Raw genomic sequence first — 19,222 nt, forward strand, 5'->3', positions numbered from 1 at the left:
CGGAAGCGTACGAATCTATCTTTTTAACCAATAGGAGGATTATCTGACCATGCACAAAGCGATATTCAGAAAACGCCGTACGACGAGAAAGATTGCTTTCTTCTTGCTGTTCGCAGCTATGCTCTTAACAGGTGTAATCCAGCCGGTGGCTGTACCTGGCGACAACTCCGGACTGCTGACGCTGTCCGCCTTGAAGGCTGAAGCGGCTAAGCTCGGCAATGGACTCGACGAGAACGATACGATTTATCAAATCATGGTTGACCGTTTCAATGATGGCGACCCATCCAACAATGCAACAGGAGCGGCGATTCGTTACGGCGAAACGTCGGAAGAAGATTTCCGTTATATGAAAGGCGGTGACTGGCAGGGCATTATCAATAAGCTTTCTTATATCAAGAACATGGGCTATACCGCGATCTGGATCTCGCCAGTAGCTGAACCGCAAATGACGAACCGCGAGAACAATGGCACGGGCAAAAATACAGCCTATCACGGCTACAATATGAAGGACCCGAACAGTGCGAATCCTTACTTCGGTACAAAGGAGAAGCTGAAGGAGCTTGTAGATACGGCTCACAGCATGGGCATTAAGGTCGTTATCGACGTCGTGCCGAATCACGTTGGCGACTACATGCTAGGTACGAATGCCTTCTATGATGTACCAGGGCTTCAGCCGGCGGCGCCTTTCAACAACCCGTCATGGTACCATCATAACGGCGATATCAACTGGTCGCTCACAGATGGCAACTATACGCAGTGGGCACAGGATTATCTCGAGAATCATGACCTCGGCGGACTTGACGATATCGACTTCGACAATTCGCAGGCTAAGCAAGCCGTATTCGACTCCATCAAAGGTTGGTTCGATTATACAGGCGCAGACGGCGCTCGCGTCGATGCTGCTAAACTTGTTAATCCTTCTGTTCTGCACGAACTGCAGAACTACATTGGCGTCAATACATTCGGCGAGAATTTCGACGGCAATGCAGAGTTTGTTTCCCGTTGGGTAGGCAGCAATGCAGAATGGGGAATGCTCGACTTCCCGATGTTCTTCTCGATCCTGAACTCTTTTGCTTACGGTCAGTCGTTCGATTCGAATGTGAAGAGCACGCTGGCGCAGGATTACCGTTATAACGGCTCCGAGAACCATATGGTGACGTTCATTGACAACCATGACCGCAACCGTTTCTTGACTGAAGCCGGCGGCAGCGTAGACAAATTGCAGAACGCGCTGGCGTTCATCTTCACCGTTCGCGGTCTGCCTGTCGTGTTCCAAGGCACAGAGCAGAACAAAGGAAACGGCAATGGCCAGATCATTGGCGGCGGCATCGCCGATACGTGGAATCGCTGGTCGATGGTGAAGCGCGACAGCAACGGCAATGTCATTGAGAACTATTTTAACGAGAATACAAACACTTACCAATTCGTAGCGAAGCTGAATAAGATTCGTCAGAACTATGCAGCGCTTCGCACAGGCAAACAACGCGAAATGTGGTCCGCGCAAAATCTGTACGCCTTCTCGCGCCGCATCGATTCGGGCACGAATCTTGGCCAAGAAGTCATTAGCGTATTCAGCAACGCTTCTTCCGGTACGCAGACGGTCACGATCCCGCTTCGTGCGGAAAGCACGCTTACAGCCGGCACGGTGCTGACGAACCAATTGAACACATCCGACACGGTAACGGTACAATCCGGCGGCGCAACGGGCAAACAAATCACGGTATCGATTGGGGCGAACTCGGCCAAAATCTACGCACTGCAAATTCAACAAACGGATACAGTGGCGCCATCGGTGCCAACGAATGTAACGGCAGGTACGGTAACGGGCTCTTCCGCAACGATTACGTGGACGGCATCTACGGACAACATCGGAGTAACTGGCTATGAGATCTATCGTGATGGTGTGCTTAAAGGTACGTCTGCAACGACTTCGTATACCGATGCAACGGTATCGCCTTTGACGTCGTACTCCTATACCGTTAAGGCATACGATGCAGCAGGCAACAAATCGGCACTTAGCGCAGCGCTCTTGCTGACTACGCCTGATGCAGTGAACAACAACGTTACGGTCTACTATAAGCAAGGTTATACGACGCCATATATTCATTACCGCCCAGTTGGCGGTACATGGACTACGGCACCTGGCGTAGCAATGCCAGCTGCTGAAGTTGCAGGTTATAACAAGTATACCGTGAATATCGGCGAAGCTGTCCAATTGGAAGCGGTGTTCAATAACGGCAGCGGAACTTGGGACAACAATGGCAGTCTGAACTACAAATTCAATGTAGGCACTTGGACATTTAATGCAGGTACGATTACGGCTGGTGCACCAAGCGGCGGAACTGTCGATACGCAAGCGCCGACGGCTCCAACTGCACTTGCAGCAGGTACAGTTACGGCAACATCGGTGCCGCTGACATGGACGGCATCAACGGATAATGTCGGCGTGACCGGATATGAGGTGTATCGCGATGGCGTGTTGAAAGGAACGACGACAACAACTAGCTATACGGATCAAACGGCAGCAGCGAACACAACGTATTCGTATACTGTTAAGGCGTATGATGCAGCAGGCAACAAGTCCGCTGCAAGCGCGGCACTGTCGGTAACGACACCGCAAGGAAGCAGCAACTCGGTGACGATTTACTACAAGAATACGAGCTTTACGAACCGTTACATTCATTACAGCTTAAACGGAACGACGACGTGGACAACGGCGCCAGGACTGGCAATGACGGCATCGTCCTACGCGGGTTATAGCGTTGCAACGATCGATCTTGGATCGGCCAATGGATTGAAAGCGGCGTTTAACAACGGCAGCGGCACGTGGGACAACAACAATTCTCAGAACTACTCCTTCGGTACAGGTATCTTCACGTTAGTGAACGGTGTCATTACTGCGGGTGTTCCGCAGGCAGACAGCTTGACGATTGTTCTGACTGTCCCATCGAATACGCCGGCAACGGCTGATGTGTACTTATCAGGTACGGTCAATTCGTGGAACGCAGCTTCGGCCGACTATAAGTTAACGCGCAACTCGAATGGAACGTATTCGATTACACTTCCGATTGCATCCGGTACGGCTCTCCAGTTCAAGTTCACAAGAGGCACTTGGGAGACGGTTGAAGTGAACGGCAACGGCAGCGATATTACGAACCGAACGTTCACAACAGCCGGCGGACAGCAGACGCTTAACCTAACGGTGGCGAAATGGAAGGATATCTAAGCTAGATTGGTAATGAAAAAGCCGGTTCGGATGTCAGTGCGATCTGACTTCCGAACCGGCTTTTTGTGCTGCATGGGTGCGGAGCTACCTTACTGTCGATGCACGGGTTATTAGCGCAGCTGGAATGAGCCGCTGTTCAGCCGCAGCAGAGGGCTGACTGATTCGTGTCATCAGCATATGCGCGGCTTGTACGCCGAGCTCGAAGGTGTCCATCTTCAAACAGGTGAGCGGCGGATTCGTGTATGGAGCAAGCGGATAGTCATCGAAAGTGGCAATGCCAAGCTGCGATGGCAGGGAAACCCCTGCTGCTCGCGCCGCTTCAAGTGCGCCGAACGCTGTGTAGTTGTTCATGCAAATGACCGCGTCAGGCTGTTCCTCGGCTGGAAGCGCAAGCAACTGCTCCATAAAGAGCCGTCCGTTCGCCTCGTTAGCAGTTCCAGCTAATACGAGGCGTGATTCGAGCGCCAATCCATGCTCCCGTAATGCGTTTGCGCAGCCGCTGACCCTTCGATCGAAGAGCGGCTCGCCTTCTCCTTCTCCGCATATGAATGCAATTCGTTTGTAGCCCTGTGCGATGAGATGCTGTGCAAGCAGCCGTCCGCCATTCTCGTTATCGATATCAACGGCACTATAGGTAACTTCTGCTGGCGCATCGCCGATAAGGACATAAGGGAATTGCAGCTCGGATAACAGCCGCTCCGTTTCTGCTGACCAGATCGAGCTATCCATAATGAGGCCGTCTACTTTGCCGTTGCGGACAAGCCGGTTCATAAAGTCCGGTGATTCATTCTCTCCGCCTGGATTTGAGCTCGCGTTGCAAATCGTGAGCTCATATTGGTGTTTACCAATGACGCTTTCAATTCCGCCGATGATAGCGTAGAAGAAATGGTTAAGAAAGTCGTCTTTGCGGCTGAGATCAATCAATAAGCCGACGTTGAAGCTGCTCTTTCTCGCGAGCTGCGTAGCAATGCTGCTTGGCGTGTAGTTCATTTCTTTCATAATATCCCGAACTTTGCGCTTCGTCTCCTCGGAGATCGAGGCTGCGTCGTTCAATACTTTCGATACGGTCGATTTGGCGACGCCTGCCGCCTTCGCAATATCGTTGATCGTAATTTTGCTCATAGCCGATTACGAACCCTTTCCTGATTTATTTTGAACAAAATGAGAGAGTGTGTTATTCTAATGTTAGGAAACCGGTTTCCTAACCGTGATGAATATGTAATTACTGCACTTATGCTTTCATTCTACTACAAAGCGAAGGAGTTCGAAACGATATGCCTAGTTCCATCTATCATGTGTGCGAGACACCTTATGCGTATCCACTCGATGAGTATCGGCTCAACGTTCGATTGAAAGTGAGAAGAGGGAGCGCGACTTCCTGCCAGGCCTTGTATGCGGATCGTTATGATTCGCCGGGTACGGAGCTTCCGATCGTTATGGAGAAGGTTGGCTCGGATCGGTACAGCGATTATTATGAGGTGGTACTGCCGGCATTGAAACGGAAGGTGCGCTATCTGTTTCTGGTTCAGATGAACAGTGGCGACAGCTACTGGGTCGGAGAGAGAGGCACATTCGCGCAGCGCGAATTGGCAGGCAGCTATCAATTTCCTTACCTTTGCCGCAACGAGATTCCACGCGTGCCGGATTGGGCGAAGGATGCTGTATTCTATCAAATCTTCCCCGACCGATTCAGCAATGGCGACCCGTCCATCAACCCGGCGAATGTACAGCCATGGGATAGTCCTGAGAAACCTACGCCACAATCGCGTTATGGCGGGGATCTGCAAGGAATTATTGATCGACTCGATTACTTGGTTCAGCTTGGCGTAAACGCTGTTTACTTAAACCCAATCTTCGATTCTCCTTCGAATCATAAGTACGACACAACCGACTACTACAAGATTGATCCTACATTCGGTGACCTTAATACGTTCAAAAAGCTTGTGCAGCAAGCGCATGAACGAGGCATTCGCGTTGTGCTCGATGCCGTGTTCAATCACAGCGGCGACCAATTGTTCGCTTTCCAAGATGTCATGAAGAATGGGGAAGCTTCGGCCTATCGCGACTGGTATTATTTTGACGCATACCCCGTTACCCAAGAGCCTGTACCGAATTACGAAACATTCGGCAATGGCATCGCTACGATGCCGAAGTTGAACACATCGACACCGGAAGTGACGCGGTATTTGCTTGATGTTGCGGAATACTGGATTCGCGAGACGGGCATTGATGGATGGCGGTTGGACGTTGCCAATGAAGTAGACCGTCGGTTCTGGCAATTGCTGCGCGAAAGGGTCAAAGGAATCGACAACCAGCAGCTGCTCGTCGGTGAATTCATGCACGATGCCTCCCCTTGGCTGCACGGCGATCAATTCGATGGCGTGATGAACTACTTGTTCCGCGAAGCGGCGCTCGACTTCTTCGCACGGCAGAACATTGGGGCGGAGACATTCATTGAGCTTCTAACAAGTCTCCAGATGCGCTATACCGATCAGGCGTACAGCGCGATGATGCAGCTGCTCGGCAGCCATGACACGGAACGTTTTCTAACGGCTTGTCTTAACGGCGGCAGAGGGTGGAACAGTCAAGAAACGGCCTTGGCGCGTATGCGGCTTGCGGTCTGCCTGCAGATGACGATGCCTGGCATGCCGGTCGTCTATTACGGCGATGAAGTTGGCATGGATGGACGGACCGATCCGGATTGCAGACGTCCGATGATTTGGGATGAGAACGGGCGGGATGCTGCTACCTACGAAGTGTTCCGATCGATGATTGCTTTACGGAAGCAGCATGCCTCGCTTACCCGCGGATCGATGCGGTTCGTGTTCGCCGATGAGGCGAATAATGCATTCGGATTTCTGCGGCAGACGGATGGTGAAACGGCATACGTCGTCATCAATAATGGTACGCATCCTTACACGGTTCCGGCATTGCCGCTTCGAGATCGACTTGGCGAAAGTTCGATGGTTGACGGGCTGACTGGCGAACGATATACGCTGTCCGCCGATGGACAATGGATTACGGCTGTTGGATCACATCCGACAGCAGCAGCTTTCGGTTGTTTGGTGCTGATCACTTCTCAATAATAGGTGACACGGCTTATGCTAGATTCATACTTAAGTAGAGACTATTAAGGAGTATATGATTTTATCAAAAGAGAAGGCCTTCGGCATCTACCGTAACGTGTGATGTCGAAGGCCTTCTTTGCTATCGCGCTTTTAACATTTCGTCAAAGCATCGCCATTCAGCCGTGGAACAATATCATCGGAATCGGGCACCGAGCACCATTCCACATCGCGGCCAAACCCCATCTTAATCAGCCTTCGACCAGCGGATCCCTGGCTGATCGTCTCCAGCAGTTTATCCGCACGGTTGCGATATAAGGCGAGCATTGCCGTTCCGAAATCGTCGGTTTCGAAGGAATGCTGGCATTGGTTCTCCAGCCGATCCAGCAGAAGCCCTGCGCACAATCCATCCTCAATTGCAAATTCATCATTGCTGCCAGCACATAGCAGAACGATGTCGCGGCGAAGCTCCATTGCTGCTCTGGCACAGGCAGTGGCGTTCACGATCGCGCCAGTCAATATATTCTCTGCCCGCATCGCTTTCATGATGGCGCGCGTTCCGTTTGTTGTCGTCAGGATGAGACGTTTGCCATCTATTGCCTCTTTGCGATATTCGAGCGGAGAATTGCCGAGCTCAAAGCCTGTAATCTTGCGATTGAACCGCTCGCCGCCTAGCACGTCGCCGGGACGGAGGAGTGCGCGTGCCTCCATGACGGTCTCGGCAGGAACGATGCTTGCTGCGCCTGCCTTCATAGCGGCGACCATCGTACTCGTTGCACGAAGGACATCGATGACGATCGCTGTCCGATGTGAGAATTGATCCGCCCGCGCTTCATTGACGCTTGCGATAACCCCTACTTGCATGCTTTGAATCCGCCTTTCCAAGGTCATGGAGGTAATATATGCAGCGTGCCCTAGGCTGGTGCCCCGGCCTAAATTCGGACAGGCGCGCATAGGCTGTACCAATAGAGGTCGTTCTTCTTTTTGAACGCGAATCAATAGGGAAGGAGGAGTGGATGATGCTGGATAAAATCGTGCTCAGCATGGCGACGCTTCGCATCATTTCGGGATCGCTTGAGCTGTGCGCAGCACTGCTCATGCTGCGGTTCAACGAAGTGAACAAGGCGCTGCTCATTAATTCATCGCTGGCGTTAGTGGGACCACTAATCTTGATCTCGACGACAGCCATCGGACTTGTTGGGGTTGCTGATAAAATCTCGTACGGCAAAATGCTGTGGATTACTGCAGGTATAGCCTGCTTAATGATCGGGATTCTCAAAAAATAGCATTCTATGAACGCAATTATAGATAAAACCTACGCAGGACGCGATATTCGCGTTCTATTATTCGGGCTAGTACATACACTTGAAACAACAGAGAAGAGGACAAACATTCGTAAGAGGTGTAGCCGTATGTTGGAACGCGTTGCGCATTTGCTGCCGTCTGAGCTGACTGCCGTGCTTGCCCGAATGCCTGCTAAGGCGCAGGAAGGGTTGGAAGAAATACGTATTCGAGACAATCGGCCGCTTGAAGTGTGGACGCTAGGCGTTTCTACATTCGTGTCGAGCAGCGGATCGCTCAGCGACAACCCGGAAGGTGCGTATAAACCATCATTCGAGTTATGCCGCAAGCTGCTGGAGCGAATGACGAACCACTCCGTGTATGCCATGGAGGAGGAGCTTCGCCGAGGCTTCATTACGGTAGAAGGCGGCCATCGGATCGGACTAGCCGGCAGAACTGTACTGGAAGAGGGTCGCGTAAGAGGAATACGAGATATCGGCGGATTTAATGTGAGGATTGCTAGAGATGTTACAGGCGTCGCAGGACAGTCGCTGCCTCAGCTTATTGACCGAAGTAATCGAACGATAGCGTCGACGCTCATTATCGGCGCACCGAGACAAGGGAAGACAACCTATATCCGGGATTTGGCGAGGGCAATCAGTTATGGAAGATGGCAGTCTCCTCAGGCGCTTGGCTGGTCTGGCCGCAAGGTTGGAATTGTGGATGAACGCTCGGAGATTGCCGCTTGCGTTCGAGGGGTTCCGACATTTGATGTAGGGCCTCGCACAGACGTGATGGATGCTTGCCCGAAGGCGGAAGGAATGATGATGATGATCCGATCCATGTCGCCGGAGGTGCTCATCGTCGATGAAATCGGCCGCGATGAGGATGTTGAAGCGATCCGCGAAGCGGTAAGAGCCGGGGTATCAGTCGTTGCTACCGCTCATGCAGGCGAATGGGAGGAAGCGGCTGCTCGTCCGGCACTTAAGCGACTGCTTCAGGAAGGTGCGTTCGCACGCGGCGTCGTGCTGAGAAGGACGATAACCGGTTTGTCAGTCAAGGTTGTCGATCTATCGGCTGCCGCAGCTGCTGCAAGCATTGCGACAGGCTCAGCAGCGCGGGCGGCAGGCCATTCCGCGGCATCGCCCCGAGAGCCGACGGTGACTGCAAGAGCAGGTGATTCACATGCTCCTTAAGCTTATTGGCGCCTCGCTCATCTTGTTTGCCGGCACGTTGATCGGCTTCTTGCAAGCAGCACGATACGCTGATCGGCCGAAGCAGATACGCCAGCTTGCTGGCGCGCTGCAGAGGTTGGAGACGGAGATCGTATTCGGGCAGACGCCTCTGCCGGATGCGCTGCAGCATACCGCTTCGAATGCGGGCCAGCCGGTCGGCCGATTATTCCAAGCTGCGGCAGACGAGCTGTCGGCTGGAGAAGGCCGATCGTTCCGGGAATGCTGGGATCACGCCATGCGCAGAGCGTGGCCGACGACCTCCATGCGCACACCGGAACTGACGGTTACGCTCCGGCTGGGCTCGATACTCGGCATGAGCGACAAGGATGATCAGCTGAAACATTTGCGTCTGGCGGCCGTGCAGTTGAAAGCAGAGGAAGATGCAGCAAGAGATGATCAAGCAAAGTACGAGAAGATGAGCAGAAGCCTCGGCCTCTTGCTTGCCGCACTCGTCGTCATACTGATGGTTTAGTGGGGTGCCGCATACATGGATATCGACGTAAGCGCCATTTTCCAGATCGCCGGCATCGGCATCATCATCGCGATGATTCACACGTTATTGAAGCAGATGGGCAAGGAAGAGGTGGCGCATTGGGTAACGGTAATCGGGTTTGTTGTCGTCTTGTTCATGGTCGTTCGTCTGCTGAACGATCTGTTCCAGGAAATTAAAACGATCTTCTTGTTTCAGTAAACCAGCAGGTAAGTGAAGGCAGGCGGTAAGCGCACGGACAACGAGGTGAGTATATCGGAATGGAAATCATACAAATTGTCGGTCTTGGATTAATCGCTACTGTGCTCATTCTCGTCGTTCGCGAGCAGAAGCCGATGTTTGCTTTTCTGCTGGCAGCTTTCACTGGCTTATTCATCTTCTTATACATCATCGGTCGCATCGATACCGTCATCTCCATGCTTGAGCAGCTCGCGGAGCAGACAGGCATTCCTTCGATCTACTTGAAGACGATATTGAAAATAATCGGTATCGCCTACATCGCCGAGTTCGGCGCACAGATCGTTCGGGACGCCGGACAAGAAGGGGTCGCTTCCAAAATCGAGTTTGCCGGCAAGGTGCTTATCCTCGTCATGGCCGTTCCGATCATTCACGTCATCGTTGAGACGGTGCTCGGATTAATGCCGCCGGGAGGGTGAGTGAAGGTGAAGAAGCAAATCGCGATGCGCATCCTTCGTCTGTTGTTTGTACTCGTCGTCTTGACCTTGTCAACTGGACAGATCATACAGGCTGCGGCACTTCCTGCTGAAATGGCAGGGACGAACGAAGCTCAGACAGGCGTCCCGCCACCTGCAGCATCATCATCCTTACCAGCATCAGTTGATAACGGATTGTCCGATCAGTTGGCGAAGGAACAAGCTGGCACGCTCAATATGGATCCGATCGAGAAGTATTGGACGGACTTGACGACCAACTACGGCGCATACTTCCCGGATAAGGATATGCCAAGCTTGACGGAGATGATTATGCCCGGCGGTAAAGGCTTGAAGCTAACGACAGTTGTCAGCGGGTTATTCAAGTTTCTGATGCATGAGGTGCTGTATAACGGCAAGCTGCTTGTCACCATCGTTCTGCTGTCCGTGTTCAGCTCGATTCTCGAAACGCTGCAAAATGCATTTGAACGGAACGCGGTCAGCAAGGTTGCGTACTCGATTTCGTACATGGTGTTGATCGTTATCGCGGCCAACAGCTTTAACGTAGCTATCGGGTACGCGAAGGATGCGATAGGCAGCATGATTCAATTCATGATGGCGATGGTGCCGCTGCTGCTCACACTGCTTGCTTCCGTCGGAAACGTCTCGACGGTGACCATCCTGCATCCGATTATCATCTTCATGATTCATACGGTAGGAACGCTCATTTACACGATTGTGTTCCCGCTGCTGTTCTTCTCGGCGGTACTTCATATTGCAAGTGCGTTGACTGACAAGTTCAAGGTGACCCAGCTTGCTAATCTGCTTCGCAACATCGGGATCGGAACGCTCGGCGTACTGGTAAGCCTGTTTCTCGGCGTCATCTCGATCCAAGGTGCGACAGGCGCAATTACAGATGGCGTCACGCTGCGGACCGCGAAGTTCGTAGCAGGAAATTTCGTACCCGTCGTTGGCAAAATGTTCTCCGATGCATCCGACACCGTCATCTCTGCATCGCTGCTCGTGAAGAACGCGGTCGGTATCGCAGGGGTCGTCATTCTGCTCTTCTTATGCGCATTTCCAGCGATCAAGATATTGACGCTGGCGCTCATCTACAACGTGACAGCCGCGGTTATGCAGCCGCTTGGCGACAGTCCGATTGCTGCATGCCTTCACACCATTGGCAAGACGATGATCTACGTGTTCGCCGCGCTAGCAGCCGTGGCACTCATGTTCTTCCTAGCTGTGACCGTCATACTAACTGCGGGCAATGCTGCAATGATGATGCGATGACGGGCGCTATAAGGATGCTGAGAGGTGACATAACATGCTGGACTGGCTGAGCGGGTGGCTTCGAAACATTATAACGGTCATCCTGCTTGCGGCAATCGTCGACCTGCTGCTGCCGAACAAAGCGATGCAGCGATATGCGCGTCTTGTCGTAGGGCTAATCGTGCTGCTCACGATTCTATCTCCGCTGATTCGGCTGTTCGCTGGCGACTTCAATGATCGCGTAGAGGACAGTATGAATGCCTGGGAGCGGGCAGGCGCAAGCAGCACGGCCCAGATGCCGACACTGCAGCAGATCTCGAAGGAAGCTCAGCGGCTTAGCAATGAACGTCAGCGGCAGGCAGCGTCTCTGGCAGAGCGGGAGTTGGCAAGCGCAATGGAACAGGAGATTGACAGCAGGCTGGGCTCGGAAGGATCCGTCGCTGTCGTGAAGCTGAGCGAAGATGGCAAGAAGATCGCTTCGGTACTCGTTACGATAGCTGCGGCAGCAGCTGAAAAGGAGCAGTCGGGTGAACCGAACAGCAGCTCGATTCAGCCGGTCGATATCGCGGTCAGCGTATCGGTTGATGAAGTGACTTCCGCAGCATCCAGCGATGAGAGCACCGAAGTGAAAGATGAGGAGCCTGAAGCTGTAACCGCAGAGCAGAAGTCCGTCATTGAGCAGGCGCTTCGTCAGGGATGGGGTATCGCACCTAAGCAGATTCAGATCAGAACGAAGTAAGGAAGCGCAGGACGCAAATTGCTAAGCGGTGTGACTTTGAACTCCGTTGAAGGCTCTGATGTAAAGCGGAGTGACTTTAGGCTCCGTTGAAGGTCCTGATGCAAAGCGGAGTGACTTTGAACTCCGTTCAAAGATCCTGATGTAAAGCGGAGTGACTTTGAACTCCGTTCAAAGATCCTGATGTAAAGCGGAGTGACTTTGAACTCCGTTCAAAGATCCTGATGTCAGGAGGGGATATTGGTGGCCAAATGGCTCGACAGCTTAGAGAAGGCTATTGGCGGAGGAACCGGTGGACCGACAAGGATACGAGCGATGCGATGGCTGCTGCTAATCGGGGCTTTGGGAGTAGCGATCATGATCATCAATGCGTACATGTCATTCGACCGCGTCGCTCCAACAACGAATTCTTCCGAGCCGCCTCTATCCGATGTACCGGCCATGTCCTCCAACAGCAGCGACTCGCCATTCGCATCGATCGAGCAGCCGCTCGAGAATCGGCTGAAAGATATTTTGGAGAAAATCGTAGGGGTTGGCACCGTCGACGTGCTTGTCAGTGTGGACTCAACCGAGGAAACCGTCTACAGCGTCAACGAGCAGAAGGCGCAGCAAACAACAGAGGAGACGGACAAAAGCGGCGGCAGACGGCATATGACAAGTGTGACGGACAACGGCACGATCGTGCTGTATGAGCAGTCAGGCGACCAGAAACCGATTATTACGAAGAAAATAAAACCTCGCATCAGTGGTGTTCTTATCGTTGCCAAAGGCGTTGAGAATCCGACGGTGAAGCGACTTATCCTCGATGCGGTAGAAAAGGGGATCAACGTCCCTGTGAACCGGATCTCGATCGTTCCAAGGAAGCAGCAATGAAACGGCCTATATGGCCTGCATTCAAATAACAAACGAATGAATGGGAGGGTGTTCATCTATGAACACGAAAAGACAAACAATTTGGCTCGTATCGATGCTCAGCTTGATGGTCATTTTATCGGCTTACTATCTGTTCACGGAAGATCTTGATCCAAGCACGAGCAAGGTAGCAAACAACGGAACGACTGCGGAACAGACGACGGGGGTACAAGGAGCAACCGAGGCTTCGACTAACAATAAGGATGATGCAATCGTCGTCAATGAAGTGAATGGTTCCTCGAAGACTTCGACGGATAATAAAGCGACCGTGGATACGGAAGGCATCAGCGCTGCGGATCAGAAGACGCTCGACCAGTTGGCATCGCTGGACAAAGCGACCACATCAACGACGAACAACAATATCTTTGATCAGCTTCAATATAAACGGAATGAACAGTTCCAGAAGGAAGAAGATCAACTGATGGCAGTCATTGCGAATGCTTCAGGCGCAAGCTACGAGGAGGCAGGCCAAGCGGTGACGAAGCTTAGTGAATTGTCGGATAAAATGGACCGCATCAACGCGCTGGAAGAGCAGCTCAGTAAGCTGTATCCGGTTGCTGTCGTTGACGATCAAGCCAGCCACTATAATGTTGTGGTTCAAAGCCAGAAACTCGAACGCGGTCAAGCAGCCGATATTATTGACCTCGTAACGAAGACACTGGAAGTTTCGCCATCCCAGGTTGTCGTCCAATACGTCCCTTAATGATGAGATGTTCGACTATGTGACATGGACATGAGAAGAAGCTCCGTTTGCGGAATAATCCGCAGGCGGAGCTTCTTGTTATTTTCCATATCCCTCCAGTGGATACAGCGGAGAAGAAGCGCTGGCAGAAAAACTATGTTTGTTCCTTATTGTTTATGTTATAATACATTCGTTATGGGTAACAATTGCCATTCTACCATGTGAGGTATCAATACCGCGGATCGAAGCATTCATGCTTTGTTCCACATAAGAATTTATTTGTTCCGAGTTATCAGGAAAGATAAATTCTTATTGGCGATAAAACCTACCTCATGCTTTCGAAGCCGCTTTGCTTCGCAAAGCTGTAGGTCACCCATCCTCGAATGGCCTCGATAAAGGTTTTCCCTCCCATAAGAATTTAGAAAGATGCCCGATTTACAGGGATGTTCGAATTCTTATTGGCGATAAAACCTTCTTCATGCTTACGAAGCTGTTTTGCTTCGCAAAGCTGTAGGTCGCTCAACTTCGAGTGGCATCGATAAAGGTTTTCTCACATAATGAAGGAGTGAAACTTACAAATGTTTAAACTGAACGAAATAAAAGAACTAATCAAGCTGATCGACCAGTCGACGGTTCAAGAGGTAGAGATCGAGAACGAAGGTACTCGCCTGCTTATCCGCAAGCCTGGCAAAACTGAGGTTGTAACGGTTCAAGCGGCAGCGCCAGTTGTACAAGCTGTCCAACCTGCAGCTGTTGCAGCGGTTAGCGCTGTACCGGCAGCAGCAGCACCAGCTGCGGCAGCACAAGATAACCTGCACAAGATCGTTTCGCCAATGGTTGGTACGTTCTACTCGGCACCATCACCAGAAGCAGGCCCATATGTACAGAAGGGCTCACGTGTTACCGATAAGTCGGTTGTATGTATTTTGGAAGCGATGAAACTGATGAACGAGATCGAAGCAGAAGTGCGCGGCGAAATCGTAGAAGTGCTCGTCGAGAACGGTCAACTGGTCGAGTTCGGCCAACCGCTCTTCCTCGTTAAGCCGGAATAAGGGATACAGTCGTCTAGTGACGACTCGCTGTCCAGTCTTCTTCTGAAAGGGGTTTCCAATTGAAATTCGATAAAATTTTGATCGCTAACCGCGGTGAGATTGCTGTTCGTATCATTCGTGCATGCCGTGAGAAAGGTATCTCGACGGTTGCTGTTTATTCGGAGGCTGACCGCGACTCCTTGCACGTGCGTCTTGCTGATGAAGCATATTGCATCGGACCAACACTGTCGAAAGACAGCTATTTGAATCTAACTAACATTATGAGTGTCGCAACACTGACAGGATGCGATGCGATTCACCCAGGCTACGGCTTCCTCGCAGAGAATGCTGATTTTGCAGAAATTTGCGAATCATGCAATGTTACGTTTATCGGACCTTCGCCTAATGCGATCTCCAAGATGGGAGATAAGGCGGTTGCGAAGCAAACGATGAAAGATGCGAACGTACCGGTCATTCCAGGCTCTGACGGCCTGATCGAGGACATGGAGGAAGCGGTTCGGGTTGCGCGCCAGATCGGCTATCCTGTCATCATCAAAGCTACGGCAGGCGGCGGCGGCAAAGGTATCCGCATCGCGGAAGACGAAGAGTCGCTGATCAGCCAGATTACGACAGCTCAACAAGAAGCGCAGAAGGCATTCGGCAATGCAGGCGTATATTTGGAGAAATATTTGACGGGCATGAAACACGTTGAAATTCAAATTATGGCCGATAAGCATGGCAATGCTGTTCATCTGTTCGAACGTGACTGCTCCGTGCAGCGCCGCCGTCAGAAGCTCGTAGAAGAAGCGCCATGCCCAGTACTGTCGCCAGCTTTACGTGAACAGATGGGTCAAGCAGCGGTTCGTGCTGCGCTTGCAGTCGAATATTCCGGTGCCGGTACACTCGAGTTCTTGCTCGGTCCTGATGGCAAGTTCTACTTCATGGAGATGAACACGCGTATTCAGGTTGAGCATCCGGTAACGGAGCTTATTACGAATATTGACCTGATTGCGGAGATGATCTCTGTTGCAGAAGGCAATCCGCTCTCGTTCTCTCAAGAGGATATCAAGCCGAATGGTTGGGCAATTGAATGCCGCATTAATGCGGAGGACTCGGAGCGCAACTTCATGCCGTCTCCCGGACAAATTCAATTCTATCTGCCGCCAGGCGGTCTGGGTGTTCGCGTAGACTCTGCAGCATACCCGGGCTATACGATCTCGCCTCACTATGATTCGATGATCGCGAAGCTGATTGTATGGGGCGCAACTCGTGATGAAGCGATTGCTCGTATGAAGCGCGCGCTCGTTGAATTCGAGATTGAGGGCATCAAGACGACGATTCCGTTCCATATGAAACTGCTCAATCACCCGAAATTCGTAAAAGGAACGTTCGACATTAAGTTTTTGGAAGACTATGATGTCAACAATCCGGAAGCAGAGCCTGAACAAGTATAATGCTTGGAAGCATTAGGCCAAGGTTTGTCATAAATCTGGCCTGATGTTATAGTATAGAGATTAGAAGCGGATAAGCCTCCGGGCTTACGAGGCTCGGAGATGCGCTCGAATTTAAGGGAGGTGCAGATGATCATGAGTACGATTGCTGCAGATTACGAACGGACGGATATTGGCAGTATTCAAATCGCGCCTGAAGTAATCGAGGTCATCGCCGGATTGGCGACTGTAGAAGTGCAAGGAGTTGCCGGCATGAGCGGCGGCTTCGTTGGCGGAATCGCAGAGTTGCTAGGACGGAAAAACTTGTCCAAAGGTGTGAAGGTCGAAGTCGGCCAGCGTGAAGCAGCCGTGGACGTATCGATCATTGTCGAATTCGGCAACCGCATACCCGATGTCGCCTCAGACATTCAGCGCAGTGTCAAGCGCTCGATTGAGTCGATGACTGGGCTGCATGTCGTTGAAGTGAACGTTCATATCCATGACGTGCATTTCAAGACGGTAGAGAAAACGGATGAAGAAGACGCATACCAGCGGGTGAAATAGTGATTTGTATAAACCCCCTCGTGGCTGGGCTTCTGCTCTTTCGCAAGGGGGTTTTCATTCCGTTATGCCAGAGGAGGCTTTACGTTGGTCAGAGTGATAGACAAGCTATTGCTTTTCGTGTACAGCATTGTCATTGGTGCAGCTTCGATCGGCCTGTTCTGCATAAGCTTGAGATGGATTCCAGAGCAGACGGCTGTTGACGCTGTATCGCAATTCTATGAAGATGTGCAGTGGGTCCAGGTAGCCGGGGCAGTAGTTGGCGTCGTCCTCTTCTTGATTAGTCTGCGCTTGTTCTACATTTCGGTGAAGCGTAGCGGAAGCACTTCGCAATCTATCGATCAGCGCAATGAATTCGGCGATATTCGAATTTCGATGGAGACGGTTGAGAATCTGGCGCTGAAGGCAGCTTCCCGGCATCGCGGATTGAAAGATTTGCGTGCACGCATCCGCATCTCAGAAGCGGGCCTCGATATTGTGATTCGTACAGTGGTAGACGGGGATTCTTCGATTCCGGTCCTCACGGAAGAAATTCAACGCTCGGTCAAAGGCCATGTTGAAGAGATCACGGGTATCCCGGTTGCGGGCATATCGGTATATGTAGCGAATGTGGTACAAGCTCCTGCATTCAAAAGCCGCGTAGAATAGAGGTGGGGATAGCCCGATGTGGAGGCAATGGCTGAACGAGTATCCAGGGAGAATAGCCGGAGCGGCCGCCGGATTTCTATTGGGCGTCGTTTATTTGATCGTCGGTTTTTGGGACATGCTCGTATTTGCTTTTCTTATTACTGTCGGATACGTAATCGGCAAACGGATTGACAAGGACGAAGGACCGCTGCTCCCATGGAGTAAGGTGGTGGAGTGGGTGGATCGATTGCTCAGCCGCCAACGTCCATTTCGGTAATTCTGTGGTCTCCTCCGTACTCCGGAATCAGATGCCTTCGCAGCCGCTGTTCGGAGCAGGGAGGAGATCATAGGTTAGTCGCGATAGCGACATGCTCTTTGACTTAAGCTTGAATGTTAAGCTTACAAGATTTTCTCCATAACAGAATTCATTGGCTTTCGAATTAATCGAAAGAACGAATTCTTTTTGGTGATAAAATCTGCCTCTAAGCGCGGTCGCTCATCTTGTATTGGCTTCGATAGAGGTTTTTTTCATAATTTGCCTCTGTTCGCGGTCATGTTCGTTCTTAAACGAATGATCTCGACAGAGGTTTTCTCATGTTCATAAATGCGTATCATAGTTAACGTTAGAGGTAAACGGCGATGGACCGATTTACTACGGAAGATTGAGGGAGGCCCCATGAAACGAAGACTGGCTCGGGAAATAGCGGTACAAAGCTTGTACCAGATGGAAATGAATGAAGTAACAGCTGCAGAAGCTGTTGATATGCTGATGGAGGAAGCGCGCCAGCAGGATAACGAGCTTGGTGCTCTTCCTGCAGAGGCAGCGAAGGTGAATGAGTATACACGCGAGCTTGTTATGGGTGTTGTAGAGCGCAAGAAAGCGATTGACGAAATGCTGCAGCAGCATCTGACGGGCTGGCAGGTGGACCGCCTCTCGCGCGTTGACCGCCAAGTACTGCGGCTTGCTTGTTACGAAATGGTATTCCGCGATGATGTTCCGCCAAAGGCTGCTATCAACGAAGCGATTGAACTTGCTAAGCATTTTGGCACCGATGAGTCTGGCAAATTCGTTAACGGCGTTCTTGGCAAGCTGATTGGCGCCATTAACAGTTCCAAACAAGATCAACAATAACAAATAGAACAAACAAGGTGGAGGACGGTTAGTCATGACAGCACAAATCATTAATGGTAAAGCAATCTCGGATATGATTCGCGAAGAAGTGAAAGCAGAGACGGACAAGCTCCGCCAACAAGGCGTAGTACCGGGCCTCGCAGTTGTGCTTGTAGGCGAGGATCCAGCATCCAAAGTGTATGTTGGCAGCAAAGAAAAGGCGTGCATCCAACTCGGCTTCTACTCTGAAGTTCACCGCCTCAGCGCGGATACAAGCGAAGAAGATCTGCTTGCGCTTATTCATAAGCTGAACGAGCAATCGACGATCAATGGTATCCTCGTGCAGCTGCCGCTGCCCAAACACATTAATGAGAAAGCTGTTATCGATGCGATCAGCGTGGATAAAGACGTAGACGGTTTCCATCCGGAGAGTGTCGGCAATCTGGTCATCGGTGACGACAGCTTGCTCCCATGTACGCCAGCAGGCGTTATCGAGCTTATCAAGCGTGCTGGAACGGACATTGCAGGCAAACATGCGGTTGTTATCGGCCGCAGCAACATCGTAGGCAAGCCAGTTGCAATGCTTCTCCTCCGCGAGAACGCAACGGTTACGATCTGCCACTCGCGTACGGCTAACTTGAAGGAAATCGCTTCGCAGGCTGACATTCTTGTTGCTGCGATCGGCCGTGCCAAAGCAATTGACCGCTCGTATGTGAAGCCGGGCGCTGTTGTTATTGACGTAGGCATCAACCGTCTTCCTGACGGCAAGCTCGCGGGCGACGTTGACTACGAGGATTGCCTCGAAGTTTCAGGCGCTATTACGCCTGTGCCGGGCGGCGTTGGCCCGATGACGATCACGATGCTCATGAGCAATACGCTTAAGGCAGCTAAGAAAGCACACGGAATCGGGTGA

The 19,222-nt window shown here is 51.6% G+C and carries 20 protein-coding genes; 18 read left to right on the plus strand and 2 right to left on the minus strand.

All coding sequences use genetic code 11. The annotated features are described in order from the left end of the window. The first annotated feature begins 49 nt into the window (after positions 1-49). Positions 50-3,226, plus strand: coding sequence for an alpha-amylase family glycosyl hydrolase (locus H8B09_RS07990; protein ID WP_191202992.1), 3,177 nt, complete (start codon positions 50-52; stop codon positions 3,224-3,226). Between the two features lie 84 nt (positions 3,227-3,310). On the opposite strand, the gene H8B09_RS07995 is transcribed toward H8B09_RS07990, so the two are convergent. Beyond that, entirely contained in the window at positions 3,311-4,348 is a 1,038-nt protein-coding gene (locus tag H8B09_RS07995) for a LacI family DNA-binding transcriptional regulator (RefSeq protein ID WP_191202993.1), read from the minus strand. Between the two features lie 152 nt (positions 4,349-4,500). On the opposite strand from H8B09_RS07995, the gene H8B09_RS08000 reads away from it, so the two are divergent. After that, the gene (locus tag H8B09_RS08000) at positions 4,501-6,312 is read left to right on the plus strand and encodes a glycoside hydrolase family 13 protein (RefSeq protein ID WP_191202994.1); all 1,812 of its coding nucleotides are present in this window, start codon (positions 4,501-4,503) and stop codon (positions 6,310-6,312) included. Positions 6,313-6,444: 132 nt separating this feature from the next. Here H8B09_RS08000 and H8B09_RS08005 read toward each other — a convergent pair whose 3' ends face one another. Next, positions 6,445-7,155, minus strand: coding sequence for a 2-phosphosulfolactate phosphatase (locus H8B09_RS08005; protein WP_191202995.1), 711 nt, complete (start codon positions 7,153-7,155; stop codon positions 6,445-6,447). Positions 7,156-7,310: 155 nt separating this feature from the next. Between H8B09_RS08005 and H8B09_RS08010 the strand changes: the two genes are divergently transcribed. The 16 genes from H8B09_RS08010 to folD all read left to right on the plus strand — a co-directional run bounded on the left by H8B09_RS08010 (position 7,311) and on the right by folD (position 19,222). Next, positions 7,311-7,577 (plus strand): YqhV family protein, encoded by a 267-nt coding sequence (locus tag H8B09_RS08010; protein ID WP_191202996.1) that lies wholly within the window; start codon positions 7,311-7,313, stop codon positions 7,575-7,577. 126 nt (positions 7,578-7,703) lie between these two features. Beyond that, on the plus strand, positions 7,704-8,768 hold the full coding sequence (spoIIIAA, locus tag H8B09_RS08015; RefSeq protein WP_191202997.1) for a stage III sporulation protein AA: 1,065 nt from the start codon (positions 7,704-7,706) through the stop codon (positions 8,766-8,768). Further along, the gene (spoIIIAB, locus tag H8B09_RS08020; protein ID WP_191202998.1) at positions 8,758-9,279 is read left to right on the plus strand and encodes a stage III sporulation protein SpoIIIAB; all 522 of its coding nucleotides are present in this window, start codon (positions 8,758-8,760) and stop codon (positions 9,277-9,279) included. Before spoIIIAA ends, spoIIIAB begins: the two co-directional genes overlap by 11 nt. Positions 9,280-9,294: 15 nt before the next feature. Continuing rightward, a complete protein-coding gene (spoIIIAC, locus tag H8B09_RS08025; protein WP_191202999.1) occupies positions 9,295-9,498 on the plus strand; it encodes a stage III sporulation protein AC in 204 nt (67 codons plus the stop codon). A gap of 59 nt (positions 9,499-9,557) precedes the next feature. Beyond that, a complete protein-coding gene (spoIIIAD, locus tag H8B09_RS08030; protein WP_191203000.1) occupies positions 9,558-9,953 on the plus strand; it encodes a stage III sporulation protein AD in 396 nt (131 codons plus the stop codon). 111 nt (positions 9,954-10,064) lie between these two features. Next, a complete protein-coding gene (spoIIIAE, locus tag H8B09_RS08035) occupies positions 10,065-11,240 on the plus strand; it encodes a stage III sporulation protein AE (RefSeq protein WP_224753496.1) in 1,176 nt (391 codons plus the stop codon). A 34-nt stretch (positions 11,241-11,274) separates the two neighbouring features. Next, entirely contained in the window at positions 11,275-11,958 is a 684-nt protein-coding gene (gene spoIIIAF, locus H8B09_RS08040) for a stage III sporulation protein AF (RefSeq protein ID WP_191203001.1), read from the plus strand. A gap of 240 nt (positions 11,959-12,198) precedes the next feature. After that, positions 12,199-12,828 (plus strand): stage III sporulation protein AG, encoded by a 630-nt coding sequence (gene spoIIIAG / locus H8B09_RS08045; RefSeq protein ID WP_191203002.1) that lies wholly within the window; start codon positions 12,199-12,201, stop codon positions 12,826-12,828. Positions 12,829-12,886: 58 nt separating this feature from the next. After that, a complete protein-coding gene (locus H8B09_RS08050; RefSeq protein WP_191203003.1) occupies positions 12,887-13,570 on the plus strand; it encodes a SpoIIIAH-like family protein in 684 nt (227 codons plus the stop codon). Positions 13,571-14,127: 557 nt separating this feature from the next. After that, on the plus strand, positions 14,128-14,601 hold the full coding sequence (gene accB / locus H8B09_RS08055) for an acetyl-CoA carboxylase biotin carboxyl carrier protein (protein WP_191203004.1): 474 nt from the start codon (positions 14,128-14,130) through the stop codon (positions 14,599-14,601). 59 nt (positions 14,602-14,660) lie between these two features. Next, on the plus strand, positions 14,661-16,034 hold the full coding sequence (accC, locus tag H8B09_RS08060; protein WP_191203005.1) for an acetyl-CoA carboxylase biotin carboxylase subunit: 1,374 nt from the start codon (positions 14,661-14,663) through the stop codon (positions 16,032-16,034). A gap of 132 nt (positions 16,035-16,166) precedes the next feature. Beyond that, a complete protein-coding gene (locus H8B09_RS08065) occupies positions 16,167-16,574 on the plus strand; it encodes an Asp23/Gls24 family envelope stress response protein (RefSeq protein ID WP_191203006.1) in 408 nt (135 codons plus the stop codon). An 84-nt stretch (positions 16,575-16,658) separates the two neighbouring features. Further along, a complete protein-coding gene (gene amaP, locus H8B09_RS08070) occupies positions 16,659-17,219 on the plus strand; it encodes an alkaline shock response membrane anchor protein AmaP (protein WP_191203007.1) in 561 nt (186 codons plus the stop codon). A 16-nt stretch (positions 17,220-17,235) separates the two neighbouring features. Next, the gene (locus H8B09_RS08075; RefSeq protein WP_191203008.1) at positions 17,236-17,475 is read left to right on the plus strand and encodes a DUF2273 domain-containing protein; all 240 of its coding nucleotides are present in this window, start codon (positions 17,236-17,238) and stop codon (positions 17,473-17,475) included. Positions 17,476-17,874: 399 nt separating this feature from the next. Next, positions 17,875-18,330: a transcription antitermination factor NusB gene (nusB, locus tag H8B09_RS08080; protein ID WP_191203009.1), complete on the plus strand. Its 456-nt coding sequence runs from the start codon at positions 17,875-17,877 to the stop codon at positions 18,328-18,330. Between the two features lie 34 nt (positions 18,331-18,364). Further along, entirely contained in the window at positions 18,365-19,222 is an 858-nt protein-coding gene (gene folD / locus H8B09_RS08085) for a bifunctional methylenetetrahydrofolate dehydrogenase/methenyltetrahydrofolate cyclohydrolase FolD (protein ID WP_191203010.1), read from the plus strand.

This window comes from Paenibacillus terricola, assembly GCF_014779765.1.
Taxonomy (GTDB): Bacteria; Bacillota; Bacilli; order Paenibacillales; family Paenibacillaceae; genus Paenibacillus_T; species Paenibacillus_T terricola.

Coding starts and splice junctions, on each gene's coding strand:
- H8B09_RS07990 (WP_191202992.1), top strand. CDS start 50: ATGCACAAAGCGATATTCAGAAAACGCCGTACGACGAGAAAGATTGCT.
- H8B09_RS07995 (WP_191202993.1), bottom strand. CDS start 4,348: ATGAGCAAAATTACGATCAACGATATTGCGAAGGCGGCAGGCGTCGCC.
- H8B09_RS08000 (WP_191202994.1), top strand. CDS start 4,501: ATGCCTAGTTCCATCTATCATGTGTGCGAGACACCTTATGCGTATCCA.
- H8B09_RS08005 (WP_191202995.1), bottom strand. CDS start 7,155: ATGCAAGTAGGGGTTATCGCAAGCGTCAATGAAGCGCGGGCGGATCAA.
- H8B09_RS08010 (WP_191202996.1), top strand. CDS start 7,311: ATGCTGGATAAAATCGTGCTCAGCATGGCGACGCTTCGCATCATTTCG.
- spoIIIAA (WP_191202997.1), top strand. CDS start 7,704: ATGTTGGAACGCGTTGCGCATTTGCTGCCGTCTGAGCTGACTGCCGTG.
- spoIIIAB (WP_191202998.1), top strand. CDS start 8,758: ATGCTCCTTAAGCTTATTGGCGCCTCGCTCATCTTGTTTGCCGGCACG.
- spoIIIAC (WP_191202999.1), top strand. CDS start 9,295: ATGGATATCGACGTAAGCGCCATTTTCCAGATCGCCGGCATCGGCATC.
- spoIIIAD (WP_191203000.1), top strand. CDS start 9,558: ATGGAAATCATACAAATTGTCGGTCTTGGATTAATCGCTACTGTGCTC.
- spoIIIAE (WP_224753496.1), top strand. CDS start 10,065: ATGGCAGGGACGAACGAAGCTCAGACAGGCGTCCCGCCACCTGCAGCA.
- spoIIIAF (WP_191203001.1), top strand. CDS start 11,275: ATGCTGGACTGGCTGAGCGGGTGGCTTCGAAACATTATAACGGTCATC.
- H8B09_RS08050 (WP_191203003.1), top strand. CDS start 12,887: ATGAACACGAAAAGACAAACAATTTGGCTCGTATCGATGCTCAGCTTG.
- accB (WP_191203004.1), top strand. CDS start 14,128: ATGTTTAAACTGAACGAAATAAAAGAACTAATCAAGCTGATCGACCAG.
- H8B09_RS08065 (WP_191203006.1), top strand. CDS start 16,167: ATGAGTACGATTGCTGCAGATTACGAACGGACGGATATTGGCAGTATT.
- H8B09_RS08075 (WP_191203008.1), top strand. CDS start 17,236: ATGTGGAGGCAATGGCTGAACGAGTATCCAGGGAGAATAGCCGGAGCG.
- nusB (WP_191203009.1), top strand. CDS start 17,875: ATGAAACGAAGACTGGCTCGGGAAATAGCGGTACAAAGCTTGTACCAG.
- folD (WP_191203010.1), top strand. CDS start 18,365: ATGACAGCACAAATCATTAATGGTAAAGCAATCTCGGATATGATTCGC.